Raw genomic sequence first — 12,730 nt, forward strand, 5'->3', positions numbered from 1 at the left:
CGAGGGACGGAGCCCGCGAAAACAGGCTGCTCGCACTGCCGCTCGATGGCTACCGTGGCGCAATGTCCACGTCGTCGACCCAGCCGGCCGCTGCCTCCCCTCTCGTCGTGCGCGCGGCCGCGCCACGCACCGTCCCGACGCCCGCGCCGGTGGCCGGGCTCGTCTGGCGGCCCCTGACCCTGGCCGACGCCACCGCTCTGACCGCGCTGGTCGGCCGCGTCGAGGATGCCGACGAGCCGCCGTACCGCACCTCGCCGGACGAGGTGCTCGAGTGGCTCGAGGGTTCGTGGAAGGACCTGGCGCGCGACACGCTGGGCGCCGTCGAGCCCGACGGCACGCTCCGGGCGTTCGGCTTCGCCGAGGTGTCACCCGGTGACGTCAGCATCATCCGGGCGTACCTCCACGGCGGCGTCGACCCGGCCCGCCGCGGGCAGGGGATCGGGCGGGGCCTGCTGCACTGGCTCGACGCCCGGGGCCGGCAGCTCCTGGTCGAGAGCGGGCGGGACGCCCCTGCGCGGCTGATGACGTTCCTCGAGAACGACTCGGAGGCCGAGCGACGGCTGTACGCGGCGGGCGGGTTCGCGCCGCGGCGGTGGTACACGACGATGCGTCGCGACCTCGCGACGCCGTCCCCGCAGGCATCGCTCGCGTCCGGGCTGCGACTGGTGCCGTGGGGCGAGGAGCTCGACGACGCCGTCCGGCTCGCGCACAACGAGGCCTTCGCCGACCACTGGGGCAGCCAGCCACGGACGGCCGAGCAGTGGCGATCCGGCCGTCCGGCGTTCGCCCCCGGGTGGAGCTTCGCGGTGCTGGACGACGACGCGGCCGAGGACGGGCGCCCCGCCGTCGCCGGCTACCTCATGTCGGCCCGGTTCGAGCACGACTGGCCGGTGCGCGGGTACACGTTCGGCTACGTGAGCCAGCTCGGCGTCCGGCGGCCGTGGCGCGGCCGGGGTGTCGCCGTCGCGCTCCTCGCGGCCGCGATGGACGCGTACCGCGCCGACGGGCTCGAGCACGCGGTGCTCGACGTCGACACGGAGAACCCGACGGGCGCGCACGGGCTGTACGCGCGCGTGGGGTTCGAGCCCACGAGCGGGTCGGTAATGTACTCGATCGAGATCTGACCGGGCCCAGCCCGGCCAGACCCGGCCCGGCCCGCGGCGTCAGGTCAGCCGATCGCGTGCACCGGCGCGGGCAGCGCGACTCCGGACCCGTCGCGGCGCGGGTCCACCGGAGGCAGCTCGAGCGGCTGCCCCGCCGACCCCACGGCGCGCGGGGGAGCGAGCCCGACCCACGCGAGCAGGAGCGTGTCCTCGCCCTTGAGGAAGCGGTGCGCACGCACGCCGCCGGTGGCGCGCCCCTTCCCCGGGTACGCCGCCAGGGGGGTCGTCTTGACCGCACCGGGCTGCGTGCCCGGCAGGGCAGACCGGGAGCCGGCGACGGTCACCACGGCGTACTCGTGCTCGTCCGCGCCCTCGGGCACAGGCGCCGTGACACCGAAGAAGACCACCTGCTGCCCCTCCGGGAGCTTCATCCCCGCCATGCCGGCGGCCGCACGGCCCTGCGGGCGGACCGACGACGCGGAGAAGTGCAGGAGCGACGCCTCCGAGCTGATGAGCACGAGCTCGTCGGCGTCTGTCGCGGCTCCCGCGCCGACCACCTCGTCACCGTCCTTGAGCGCGATGACGTCCCACGCGTCCTTGTTCGACGGCGCGTCGCCCGGCGCCACGCGCTTCACGACGCCCGACGCCGTCCCGAGCGCGAGCGTCGGCGCACCCTGGTCGAGCGAGGACAGGGCGATGACCCGCTCGCCCGGCAGCAGCGCCAGGACCTCGCTCACCGGCACGCCGCCCGACAGGCTCGGCGGGCCGTCGGTTGGCGGCAGCCCCGGGAGGTCGAGCATCGGGAGCCGCACCAGCCGACCGCGCGAGGTCACGGCACCGATCTCGCCGCGCGTCGTCGTCGGCACGACGGTCCGCAGCACGTCGTGCTTGTGGCGGGCGCCTACCCGCGCCGGTGGACGGTCGTCGGAGGTGCGCGCGAGGAGACCGGTCCCGGACAGGAGGGCCCAGCACGGCGTGTCCTCGATCTCGAGGGGGGTCGCCGTCCGGGCCGAGGCAGCCACCGGGCCGCCGCCGCCCGCCGAGTCGAGCAGGATGGTCCGGCGTGGCGTGCCGTGCAGGCGCGCAACCTCCGCCATCTCGTCCGAGACCATCGTGCGCAGGAGGGCGTCGTCGGCCAGGACCGCCTCGAGCTCCGCGATCTCCTCGGCGAGCTGGGACTGCTCCTTCTCGAGCTCGATCCGCGAGAACCTGGTGAGCCGGCGCAGGCGCAGCTCGAGGATGTACTCGGCCTGCGCCTCGGACAGGTCGAAGACGTCGCGCAGCCGGGTCCGCGCCGCGTCGCCGTCGTCCGACGTGCGGATGACCTGGATGACCTCGTCGATGTCGAGGATCGCGACGAGCAGCCCCTCGACGAGGTGCAACCGCTCCTGCCGCTTCGCGAGGCGGAAGCGCGAGCGACGCCGCACGACGTCGATCCGGTGCTCGACCCAGACCACCAGAAGCTCACGGAGGCCGAGGGTGCGCGGCTGACCGTCGACGAGCGCGACGTTGTTGATGTTGAACGCGTCCTCGAGCGGCGTGTACCGGTAGAGCTGCTCGAGCACGGCCTCGGGGTTGAACCCGGTCTTCACCTCGATGACGAGCCGGAGACCGTGCGAGCGGTCCGTCAGGTCGACGACGCTCGTGATGCCCGTGAGCTTCTTGGCCTGGACGCCCTCCTTGATCTTCTCGATCACGCGCTCGGGGCCCACCATGGACGGCAGCTCGGTGACGACGACGCCCTTGCGCCGAGGGGTGACGTTCTCGATCCGGCTCGTGGCCCGCGTGCGGAACGCGCCGCGGCCGGTCCGGTAGGCGTCGCGCACGCCGTCGAGCCCGATGATCTTGCCGCCGCCCGGCAGGTCGGGCCCGGGCACGAACCGCATGAGGTCCTCGAGCGTGGCCTCGGGGTGCGCGACCAGGTGGCGCGCCGCCGCGACGACCTCGACGAGGTTGTGCGGGGCCATGTTCGTGGCCATCCCCACCGCGATGCCCGACGCACCGTTGACCAGGAGGTTGGGGATCGCCGCGGGCAGCACCTCGGGCTGCATCAGCTTGTTGTCGTAGTTCGGCACGAAGTCGACGACGTCCTCGTCGAGCCCCGTCGTCATCACGAGCGCGGCGGGCGCCTGCCGCGCCTCGGTGTACCGCGGGGCGGCCGGGCCGTCGTCGAGCGAGCCGAAGTTCCCGTGCCCGTCGACCAGCGGGAGCCGCAGGGCGAAGGGCTGCGCGAGGCGGACGAGCGTGTCGTAGATCGAGGCGTCACCGTGCGGGTGCAGCTTGCCCATCACCTCGCCGACGACGCGCGCCGACTTCACGTGCGCACGGTCCGGGCGCAGGCCCATCTCGGCCATCTGGAAGAGGATGCGGCGCTGCACCGGCTTGAGGCCGTCGCGCGCGTCCGGGAGAGCGCGCGCGTAGATCACCGAGTACGCGTACTCGAGGAAGGAGCCCTGCATCTCGGTCGAGACGTCGATGTCGACGATGGTCTCGGTGAAGTCCTCGGGCAGGGGCGCGGGGGTGGCGGTACGGCGCGCCATGGGTGATGCGGCTCCTCGAGTGACGTCGACGGCGTGGTGTCCGTCGGTCATTGTCTCCCCAACCGGCGCAGGTGGTGGTCAGGCGCGCGGTCGCGGCCCCTAACCTGGAGCCATGGCCAGCCCCGACGCCGTGCCCCCCGCGGCCGACGCGCCCGCGATCGACGCGGCGAGCGCGCCGTACCCGGCCGGCTGGGAGGCCGACGTCGTGCTGCGTGACGGCGGGACGGCGCACCTGCGACCGATCGCCCCGACGGACGCCGACGCCCTGCAGGCGTTCCACGTGGCCCAGTCCGAGCGGTCGACGTACCTGCGCTTCTTCGCGCCGCTGAGCAGGCTGTCGGAGCGGGACCTCGCGCGGTTCACCATCGTCGACCACCACGACCGGGTCGCGCTGATCGCGGTGCAGGACCTGCCGGCGGCCGCCCCGGGCGCGGACGAGCAGCCCACCGAGCAGATCATCGGCGTCGCGCGCTACGACCGCGTCGGACCCGACGCGGCCGAGGTGGCGTTCAACATCGCCGACGCGCACCACGGCCGGGGGCTCGGCTCGGTCCTGCTCGAGCACCTCGCCGCAGCGGCGCGCGAGCGGGGTGTCCGCCGGTTCACCGCCGAGGTGCTGCCGCAGAACGGCCGGATGATCGCGGTGTTCCGGGAGGCGGGCTTCGACGTCGCGCAGACCGTCGACGACGGCGTCGTCACGGTGTCGTTCGACATCGACCCGACCGACCGGTCCCAAGCCGTGATGGCGGACCGCGAGCACCGCGCGGAGGCCCGCAGCGTGCAGGGGGTGATGTCGGCCCGCTCGGTGCTGCTGGTCGGCTCGCCGGGCGCCGCGCCCGGCTCGGTGCTCGACCGGCTCGTCCGGCGGGGAGCGCACAGCCTCACGACCGGGGGGACCCGGGTCCTGCACGTCGTCGGGCTGCGGGCCGAGGACATCCCGCAGGCCCCCGCGGGCGGTCCGGAGGTGCGGAGCTGGGACCGGGTCGAGGACGTCCCGGGTCCGGTCGAGCTCGCGGTCGTGGCGCTGCCGGCCGCCGACGTCGTGGTGGTCGTGCGCCGGCTGCGGCCGCTCGGGGTCCGTGGCGTCGTCGTCCTGTCGACCGGGTTCGCCGAGACCGGCGGCACCGGGCTCGCGCTGCAGCGGGCGCTCGTGCGTACGGCGCACGCGGGTGGGATGCGACTCGTGGGGCCCGCCTCGTACGGCTTCTTCGACGCGGCGGCCGACCCGCCGTTCAACGCCTCGCTCGCCGCGGACCTCCCGCCGCCCGGTGAGCTGGGGCTGTTCTGCCAGTCGGCGCCGATGGCCGTGCCGATCCTCAACTCCGTCGCGAACCGCAACCTCGGCGTGTCGTCGTTCTTCTCTGCCGGCCACCGCGCGGACGTGTCCGGCAACGACCTCATGCAGTTCTGGCAGGAGGACCCCGCCACCTCGGTTGCGGGCCTCTACCTCGAGTCGATCGGGAATCCCCGCAAGTTCTCGCGGATCGCGCGCCGGCTGGCCGCGGTGAAACCCGTGATCGTCGTGACCGCGGGGCAGTCAGGACAGGTCGTGCCGCCCGGGCACGCCGTGCGCGCGACGAGGTCGCCGCGCCGCACGCTCGAGGAGATGTTCCGGCAGTCGGGCGTGATCCGCGCGCAGAACACGCACCGGATGCTCGACATCGCGCAGCTCGTCGCCCACCAGCCCCTGCCGCGCGGCCGCCGGGTCGGCATCGTCGGCAGCGCGTCGTCGATGGTCGCGCTCGTGGCGGAGGCAGCCGCGTCGGCCGGCCTCGACCACGAGGGGCGCGTGGTGCTCTACTCCGAGGACGCCGACCAGACCACGCTCACGGCCGAGCTCGATGCGCTCTACCGGGACGGGAGCTGCGACGTCGTCGTCGTGGTGCAGGTCCCGACCGTGGGGACCAGCTCACCGCGGCTCGTGCGCGCCGTGGCGGCGGCCGCCGCGGGCTCCGGTGTCGCCACGGTGGCGTGCGTGCTCGGGCTGCACGGGATCACCGACGACCTGACGGCGGCGGCCCCGGACGAGCCGGCGGTCGCGACCCCGCCGCACGACGTGGCGCAGGCGGACGAGACGGCGCCCGCCCGTCGTCGGTGGACCGTTCCCGCCTACTCGACCCCCGAGGGGGCCGTCGTCGCGCTCGGCGCGGTGGCGCGCTACGCCGCCTGGCGTGCCGCGGACCGGGGTCAGCCCGTCCACCCGCCGGGGATCGACCGCGTGCGTGCCCGCGCGATCGTCGCCGCTCACCTGCGTGGGCGACAGGGCCGCGGCCCGGTCCCGCTCGGCCCGGCGGCTGCCCTCGAGCTGCTCGCGTGCTACGGCATCGACGTGTGGACGGGCATCACCGTCGCCGGCGTGGACGAGGCGGTCGCGGCGGCCGAGGAGCTCGGCTGGCCGGTCGCCCTCAAGAGCACGTCGCCGCTCCTGCGCCACCGTGCCGACCTGGGGGGCGTCCGCCTCGACCTCGGTGACGTGGAGGACCTGCGCGGCGCGTACGCGCACCTGCGGGAGCGGGCCGCGCAGGTGGGCGCGACCGACGCGCCCCTCGAGGTGCAGCGGATGGCGCCGTCGGGCGTGGCCTGCGTGATCCGCAGCGCCGAGGACCCGCTGTTCGGCCCGGTCGTGTCGTTCGGTCTCGCGGGCGACGCGGTCGACCTGCTCGACGACGTCGCGTACGGCATCCCGCCGCTCACCGACGTCGACGTCGCCGAGCTCGTGCGGTCCGCACGCGCGTCGCCCCGTCTCTTCGGGTACCGCGGGCTGCCGTCCGCCGACGTCACCGCTCTCGAGGACGTGCTCGCGCGCGTCTCGGTGCTGGCGGCGGACCTCCCCGAGGTGCGGAGCCTCGAGCTGCACCCGGTCGTGGTCGCCGAGAGGGGCGCGGCGGTGCTCTCCGCGCGCGTGCAGGTCGAGGAGGCGACGCGCGCCGACGGCTCGCGCCGGTCGCTGCCGGCATGAGCGAGATGACCGCCTGCCCGCGGGGTGGAAGGATGCACGGGTGACCGGAACCACCACCGACCTGCGCCAGGACCTCGACCGTGCGGGCTACTACCCCGACCTCGTCGCCGACGTGCTCGACGTCGCCCTGGCGGACGAGACCGTCGTCGCGCACCTCGTGCACCCGGAGACGACGTTCGACGCCGACGAGGTGCGCCGGCACGTGACCGTGCTGGTGCTGACGCCCACCCGGCTCGTGGTCTCGCACGTCGACGACCACCCGGCCGACAGCCACCACCCGGCGGCGAGCGCGTCGGCGACCACCGAGGCCGTGCCGCTGGCCGAGCTGCGCTCGGTCGCGCTCACCCACGTGATCGCGTCGCCCGCGACGCACGAGACCGGGACGGGACCGGCCGAGCTCACGCTCGCGATCGGCTGGGGCGCGGTCTCACGGATCGACCTCGAGCCGGCCACGTGCCCGGACCCGGCCTGCGAGGCGGACCACGGCCTGACCGGGTCGATGACGCCTGACGACATCGTCGTGCGGATCAGCGCCCAGGCGGAGGGTCCCGGTGCGGTCCGGGCGGCGGTCGACTTCGCGCGCACGCTGTCGGCGGCCAGCTCGCGCACCCGATGAGCGACGCGGGGCGCACGCCCGTCGGGGCACGCCCGCTGCCCGACCTGGCCCAGGCAGGGCTGGTCGCACCCCGGTACGGTCGCGGCTCCCTCGGGGCCGTGCTGCCGGCGGTGGCCGACGCGCTCGGCGTCGAGGTCACCACCGGGGTCGGCACCGGTGCGCACGCGCGGTCCCTCCTCGGCCTGCCCACGGTCCAGCGGGCCGTCGTCGTGCTCGTGGACGGGCTCGGGCACCTGAACCTGAGCGAGCGCTCGGGGCACGCGCCGTTCCTGCGCTCGCTGCTCGACGCGGGGACGGTCCTCGCCACCGGGTTCCCCTCGACCACCGCAGCCGCGATGGGCCTGTTCGGCACCGGCACGGGTCCCGGCCGCACGGCCATGGTCGGCTACACCGCGCGCAACCCCGCGACGAGGGCTCTCGGGAACCTCGTGTCGTGGGACGGGCTCGGTGACCCCCGCGAGTGGCAGCGGGAGCCGACGATCTTCGAGAGCGTCGCGGCGGCGGGAATCCCGGTGACGTCGGTCGGCCCCGCGCGCTTCGCAGGGTCGGGGCTGACGGAGGCCGCCCTGCGTGGTGGCGGCTACCACCGCGCCGAGCGGCTCTCCGACCGGGTCGACGCCGCTGTCTACGAGCTCATGGGCCCGGCCCTCGTCTACCTGTACTGGGGCGAGGTCGACAAGGCGGGCCACCACTTCGGTCCGGGCTCGTGGCAGTGGGGAGACGAGCTGGGCGCCCTCGACCGCGAGCTGGCCCGCCTGGCCAGGGCGCTCCCGCCGGGCACGTCCATGGTCGTCACGGCGGACCACGGCATGGTCGCCGTCGACCCGGCTCGACGGTGGGACGTCGCGCGCACCCCGGCGCTGTCCGACGGCGTCGAGCTCGTCGCGGGGGAGCCGCGCGCCCTGCACGTGCACACCACGTCGGGCACGCTCGCCGCCGCGGACGACGTCGCCGACCGCTGGCGCGCGACGCTCGGCGACGCGGCCGTCGTCGCCACGCGCGACGACGCGATCGCGGCGGGGTGGTTCGGACCCGTCTCCGAGCACGTGCGGCCCCTCCTCGGTGACGTCGTCGCGGCGATGACCGGCAGGGCCACTGTCGTCGACTCCCGGACGCAGACCGCCGCCTCGATGGAGCTGCTCGGCGTCCACGGCTCGTTCACGCCCGAGGAGATGCACGTCCCGCTCCTCGTGGTGCACCGGTAGCCCGGAGGCGACGGGCCGTGGCAGAGCTCGCGTTCTTCTCCGGGACGATGGACAGCGGCAAGTCGACCCTGGCGCTGCAGATGGACCACAACCACGCGGCGCGCGGCCGCGGCGGGGTGATCTTCACGCGCAACGACCGCGCGGGGACGGACGTGCTCTCCTCGCGTCTCGGCCTGCGGACGGCGGCGTACGAAGTCGGTGACGCCACCGACTTCTGGGCCGAGGTGGTCACGCGCCGCATGCGGGGCGACCGGGTGGACTACCTCATCTGCGACGAGGCGCAGTTCTACTCGCCGACGCAGGTCGAGCAGCTGGCCAGGTTGGTCGACGAGATGGGTGTCGACGTGTTCGCGTTCGGCATCACGGCAGACTTCCGGACCCGGCTGTTCCCCGGGTCGCAGCGCCTGATCGAGCTCGCCGACCGGGTCGAGGAGCTCCAGGTCCAGGCGCTGTGCTGGTGCGGTGCGAGGGCCACGCACAACGCCCGCACCGTCGACGGCATCATGGTGGTCGAGGGCGCTCAGGTCGTGGTCGGCGACACCGAGGCGGACCCGGGCGAGGTCGCGTACGAGGTGCTGTGCCGCCGCCACCACATGCGTCGCATGACGTCAGTCGCGGCACGCGTCGCGTCACCGTCGGCGCAGACCCTCGACCTCGACGTCTGAGGGCTCCTGGAGCCGGCGGCTACTCCGGCTTCGCGCCGAAGACGATCTCGTCCCAGCTCGGCACGCTCGCACGCCCCTTGCGGCCGCCGCGCGGACGCTCCGCGAGCGGCGGCGGCACCGCCTCGTCAGGGTGCGGCTCGTCGGGCTCGAGCGCCACCGGGGTCTTCGTGCGACGCGCGAGCCGGCGTGGGCTCGCCGGCAGGACCGTCGCGTCGGTCGCGGACCCGGGGTCGGAGTGCGGCGGGTGAGCGGCGGGTGGCTCGCCCGCCGGACCGAGGTCGAACATGTGCTGCGGCCCGAAGCCCTCGAACGCCTCGCCGTCGTCGTCCTCGTCCGGCAGCTCGAGCTGCTGGCGCACGCCCCGCTTCGTCCGGAGGTCGTCGAGCAGGGCGGCCGTCACGTCGTCCGGCTCCGGCTCCGACGTCGCGACAGGAGCGTCGACCGAGGCGAGGACGGGTCGGATCGCGCCGTCGGCCTGGACGTCGAAGACGGCGTCCCGCACAGCGGCGAGGTGACGCCGGGGGATGGGCTCGTCCGCGAGCTCGGTCTCGGAGAGCCACCGCGCCTCGTCCTCGAGCGCCTGCACCGACCGGGCCTGCGTGTCGAACGACCACAGGGCCTCGCGCGGGTCCTCACCGGTGCGGAAGCGCACGGCCACCGTCCATGAGCCCGACCCCTCGCGGAAGGCGTCCCACTCGATCGACCCGACGTCGACGCCGCGTGCGGCGAGCCGGTCGGTCACCAGGTCACCGAGGACGGGCGCACCCGTCTCCCGGCCGACGCGCGCAGCGCGCGCCTGGCTCGCGACGAACTCGCGCTCGGCGAGCACCGGTCCCTCGTAGCGGCGGACGTGCTCGACCGCGACCCCCGCCGAGTCGGCGACGTCCTGCGCCGAGCGACCCGACCTGATGCGGGCCTGGATCTCCCGCGGCGACAGGGTGCCCGCACCCTCGGCGCGCAGCTGTTCGAGCTGCGGACGATCGCGTCGCACCGCCGCACGCAGCGGCTCGTCGATCCGCAGCCGGAACCGCTGCCCGTCGGGACCTGCCAGGACGAGGTGCTCCCCGTCCTCGTGCAGGCCTACCAGCTCCAGCTCACCCATGCGACCTCCCGGTACCTCACCCAGAAGGGTGCCACCTCGACGCGCCGAACGGCGGCACCGACGCGGCGCGGCGTCGGCTCGACCCTGCAGGCCCTCGCACCTCGGTCACGACGCGGCTGGGGCAGGATGAGGACGTGACCACGCCGCCGCCCGTCCTGCCCGACGCCGCCACGACCACCGTCCTCATGGAGCTCGCCGCGCGCCTGGCCCGTGCGGCCGGCGCGCTCGTCCTCGAGGGGCGGCCCGACCGGGTCGACGTCGCGGCGACCAAGTCGAGCCCCGTGGACGTGGTGACGCAGATGGACGTGGCGTCGGAGGAGCTGCTGCGCTCGCTCCTCGCCGAGCACCGGCCCGACGACGCCGTCCTGGGCGAGGAGGGTGAGTTCCGGCCCGGCTCCTCCGGTCTGACCTGGGTCGTCGACCCGATCGACGGCACGGTCAACTACCTGTACGGGATCCCCGCCTACGCCGTCTCCGTCGCCGTCGTCGCCGGCGAGACCGCGCCCGCGACGTGGACGGCCGTCGCGGGCGCGGTGCATGCGGTGCCGGACGGCCGGACGTGGACCGCGGGCCGGGGGCTCGGCGCGTTCCTCGACGGGCAGCGGGTGCGTGTCAACGCGGCGCGCCCGCTGGCGGAGTCCCTCCTCGCCACCGGCTTCTCGTACACCCGGCAGCGACGCACCGAGCAGGCCCTGCTGCTCGCGCAGGTGCTCCCGCACGTCCGGGACGTCCGCCGGATGGGCGCCGCCGCGCTCGACCTGTGCCTCGTGGCCGGGGGCAACCTCGACCTCTACTACGAGCGAGGGCTCAAGCCCTGGGACCTGGCCGCCGGGGCGCTCGTCGCGGCGGAGGCCGGCGCGGTGGTCAGCGGCCTGCACGGCGCGCCCGCCGGAGAGGCGATGACCGTCGCCGGCCCGCCCGCGAGCGCGCGGGAGCTGGTCCGGATCCTCGAGGCCCACGGCGCGGCGAGCGGCGCCTGACCGCGCGACCCGGCCGTACGTGCAGCCCCCAGGAAAATGGTGCACAATCCCTGCGCCCGGGAACATCCGGGCCCTCGTGCGCATTACTCACGCGTAGACCACTGACTCGACATGACACGGAGTGTGACCACACAAGATGGCAACGGACTACGACGCCCCTCGCAAGACCGAGGAGGACCTCAGCGAGGACTCGCTCGAGGAGCTCAAGGCGCGGCGCTCGGACAAGAGCTCGGGGGTTGTCGACGAGGACGAGACCGAGGCGGCCGAGGGCTTCGAGCTCCCGGGCGCGGACCTCTCCGGCGAGGAGCTGTCCGTCCGCGTCCTGCCTCGGCAGGCGGACGAGTTCACGTGCTCGAGCTGCTTCCTGGTGCACCACCGCAGCCAGCTGGCGTTCGAGAAGAACGGTCAGCCCGTGTGCACGGAGTGTGCCGCCTGACCAGCCCGGCCCACTGTCCGCAGGGATCGCGCTGACCACACGTACCAACGGACGAGCCCAGGAGCGCTACTCTCCCGGGCTCGTCCGTTCCTGCGCGACGGCGCGTGCGAGCGCAGCCGGTCGCCGGGTCGAGACGAGCCAGTAGGGCGTGGGGTCCGCCGGGTCGAGGACCTCGGCCCGGACCCCGGTGCGCGCCCAGGCCCGCAGGCAGACGTAGGCGCGGGCGTCGAGCGCCGGGCCGAGCTCGACGCGGGTGGCCTCGGCGTCGAGGGGTCGGACCTCGCCGAGCAGGGCCAGCGGGATGTGGGCGTCGCCGGCGCGGAGCTCGCCGTCGACCACGGCGACCGTGGGGGTCCATCGCACCATGGCCACGAGCCCGATGACGAGGCCGACCAGGCCGACCACGACGGCCACCGTGCTGTCCACCGGGTACAGCGCGGCGCCGAGGACGACCCCGAACGCCACGACCCCGACCCACCCGAGCGGACCGGGCCAGAGCCGCTCGTGGAAGGTGAGGGCGGTCGACGACGTCGAAGGAGGAGTCATGGCCCCAGCATCCCACCGGTCGTGTGGGATCCGCCCCGGCAGGGGTGCAGCGGGACGGCCGAACCGGTCTAGAGTCGTCCGCCGTGACCCGCGCCGACACGGACCTCGAGGTCCTGCTCCTGCTGCTCGACGACGACCTGCCCGCTCCGGCGTACGCGCACCCCGGCGACGCGGGGGCCGATCTCGTGACGCGCGTCGACGTCGTCATCCCGCCGCAGGGACGCGTGACGGTGCCGACGGGCGTCGCGATCGCGCTGCCCGACGGGTACGTCGGGCTCGTCCACCCCCGCTCGGGCCTCGCCCGACGCCATGGGCTCACGATCGTCAACGCGCCTGGCACGGTCGACGCGGGGTACCGCGGCGAGATCCAGATCACGCTGCTCAACACCGACCCGGTCGCCCCGCTCGAGCTCGCGCGGGGCGACCGCATCGCCCAGCTCGTCGTCCAGCGGGTCGAGCGCGCGCGCTTCGTGCGGGTCGAGTCGCTGCCGGGCTCCCGCCGGGGTGAGGGTGGCTTCGGCTCGAGCGGGGGCTGGAACGCAGCCGGGGGGTAGGTTCGGCACCGCCGTCCGGCTTAG

Annotated in this window: 11 protein-coding genes; 8 read left to right on the plus strand and 3 right to left on the minus strand. The window is 74.7% G+C overall.

The features are described from left to right. Positions 1-62: 62 nt before the first annotated feature. Positions 63-1,124: a GNAT family N-acetyltransferase gene (locus tag HIR71_RS03930; protein ID WP_169323640.1), complete on the plus strand. Its 1,062-nt coding sequence runs from the start codon at positions 63-65 to the stop codon at positions 1,122-1,124. A gap of 44 nt (positions 1,125-1,168) precedes the next feature. On the opposite strand, the gene HIR71_RS03935 is transcribed toward HIR71_RS03930, so the two are convergent. Next, entirely contained in the window at positions 1,169-3,643 is a 2,475-nt protein-coding gene (locus tag HIR71_RS03935) for a DNA gyrase/topoisomerase IV subunit A (protein ID WP_169323642.1), read from the minus strand. Between the two features lie 112 nt (positions 3,644-3,755). Here HIR71_RS03935 and HIR71_RS03940 point away from each other — a divergent pair, with 112 nt between their 5' ends. Genes HIR71_RS03940 through HIR71_RS03955 form a run of 4 tightly spaced genes read left to right on the plus strand, consistent with a single transcriptional unit; the run spans position 3,756 to position 9,088 of the window. Further along, complete coding sequence (locus tag HIR71_RS03940; protein WP_169323644.1) at positions 3,756-6,602, plus strand: bifunctional acetate--CoA ligase family protein/GNAT family N-acetyltransferase; 2,847 nt, start codon at positions 3,756-3,758, stop codon at positions 6,600-6,602. A 40-nt stretch (positions 6,603-6,642) separates the two neighbouring features. After that, positions 6,643-7,218: a DUF5998 family protein gene (locus tag HIR71_RS03945; protein WP_169323646.1), complete on the plus strand. Its 576-nt coding sequence runs from the start codon at positions 6,643-6,645 to the stop codon at positions 7,216-7,218. Continuing rightward, positions 7,215-8,423: an alkaline phosphatase family protein gene (locus HIR71_RS03950; protein ID WP_169323648.1), complete on the plus strand. Its 1,209-nt coding sequence runs from the start codon at positions 7,215-7,217 to the stop codon at positions 8,421-8,423. The genes HIR71_RS03945 and HIR71_RS03950 overlap by 4 nt, the downstream gene beginning before the upstream one ends. Positions 8,424-8,440: 17 nt before the next feature. Further along, entirely contained in the window at positions 8,441-9,088 is a 648-nt protein-coding gene (locus HIR71_RS03955) for a thymidine kinase (RefSeq protein WP_169323650.1), read from the plus strand. A 19-nt stretch (positions 9,089-9,107) separates the two neighbouring features. Here the strand turns inward: HIR71_RS03955 and sepH are convergent, their stop codons facing one another. Then, on the minus strand, positions 9,108-10,190 hold the full coding sequence (gene sepH / locus HIR71_RS03960; RefSeq protein ID WP_169323652.1) for a septation protein SepH: 1,083 nt from the start codon (positions 10,188-10,190) through the stop codon (positions 9,108-9,110). 134 nt (positions 10,191-10,324) lie between these two features. On the opposite strand from sepH, the gene HIR71_RS03965 reads away from it, so the two are divergent. Together HIR71_RS03965 and HIR71_RS03970 are read left to right on the plus strand one after the other, a co-directional pair. Next, positions 10,325-11,170 (plus strand): inositol monophosphatase family protein, encoded by an 846-nt coding sequence (locus HIR71_RS03965; RefSeq protein ID WP_396030949.1) that lies wholly within the window; start codon positions 10,325-10,327, stop codon positions 11,168-11,170. Between the two features lie 136 nt (positions 11,171-11,306). After that, positions 11,307-11,606: a DUF4193 domain-containing protein gene (locus HIR71_RS03970; RefSeq protein ID WP_146902053.1), complete on the plus strand. Its 300-nt coding sequence runs from the start codon at positions 11,307-11,309 to the stop codon at positions 11,604-11,606. Positions 11,607-11,672: 66 nt separating this feature from the next. On the opposite strand, the gene HIR71_RS03975 is transcribed toward HIR71_RS03970, so the two are convergent. Continuing rightward, a complete protein-coding gene (locus HIR71_RS03975) occupies positions 11,673-12,152 on the minus strand; it encodes a DUF3093 domain-containing protein (RefSeq protein WP_169323655.1) in 480 nt (159 codons plus the stop codon). Between the two features lie 83 nt (positions 12,153-12,235). Here HIR71_RS03975 and dut point away from each other — a divergent pair, with 83 nt between their 5' ends. Continuing rightward, positions 12,236-12,706 carry a dUTP diphosphatase gene (dut, locus tag HIR71_RS03980; protein WP_311836073.1) on the plus strand — a complete coding sequence of 157 codons (471 nt, stop codon included), beginning with the start codon at positions 12,236-12,238 and terminating at the stop codon, positions 12,704-12,706. The last annotated feature ends 24 nt before the right edge of the window (positions 12,707-12,730 follow it).

Origin of the sequence: Cellulomonas fimi, assembly GCF_012952065.1 — a bacterium.
Lineage (GTDB): Bacteria > Actinomycetota > Actinomycetes > Actinomycetales > Cellulomonadaceae > Pengzhenrongella > Pengzhenrongella fimi_A.

What these genes read in the sequence shown, in the direction of transcription:
- HIR71_RS03935 (WP_169323642.1), bottom strand. Translation starts at nt 3,643, where the DNA reads ATGGCGCGCCGTACCGCCACCCCCGCGCCCCTGCCCGAGGACTTCACC.
- HIR71_RS03975 (WP_169323655.1), bottom strand. Translation starts at nt 12,152, where the DNA reads ATGACTCCTCCTTCGACGTCGTCGACCGCCCTCACCTTCCACGAGCGG.
- HIR71_RS03930 (WP_169323640.1), top strand. Translation starts at nt 63, where the DNA reads ATGTCCACGTCGTCGACCCAGCCGGCCGCTGCCTCCCCTCTCGTCGTG.
- HIR71_RS03970 (WP_146902053.1), top strand. Translation starts at nt 11,307, where the DNA reads ATGGCAACGGACTACGACGCCCCTCGCAAGACCGAGGAGGACCTCAGC.
- sepH (WP_169323652.1), bottom strand. Translation starts at nt 10,190, where the DNA reads ATGGGTGAGCTGGAGCTGGTAGGCCTGCACGAGGACGGGGAGCACCTC.
- HIR71_RS03950 (WP_169323648.1), top strand. Translation starts at nt 7,215, where the DNA reads ATGAGCGACGCGGGGCGCACGCCCGTCGGGGCACGCCCGCTGCCCGAC.
- HIR71_RS03940 (WP_169323644.1), top strand. Translation starts at nt 3,756, where the DNA reads ATGGCCAGCCCCGACGCCGTGCCCCCCGCGGCCGACGCGCCCGCGATC.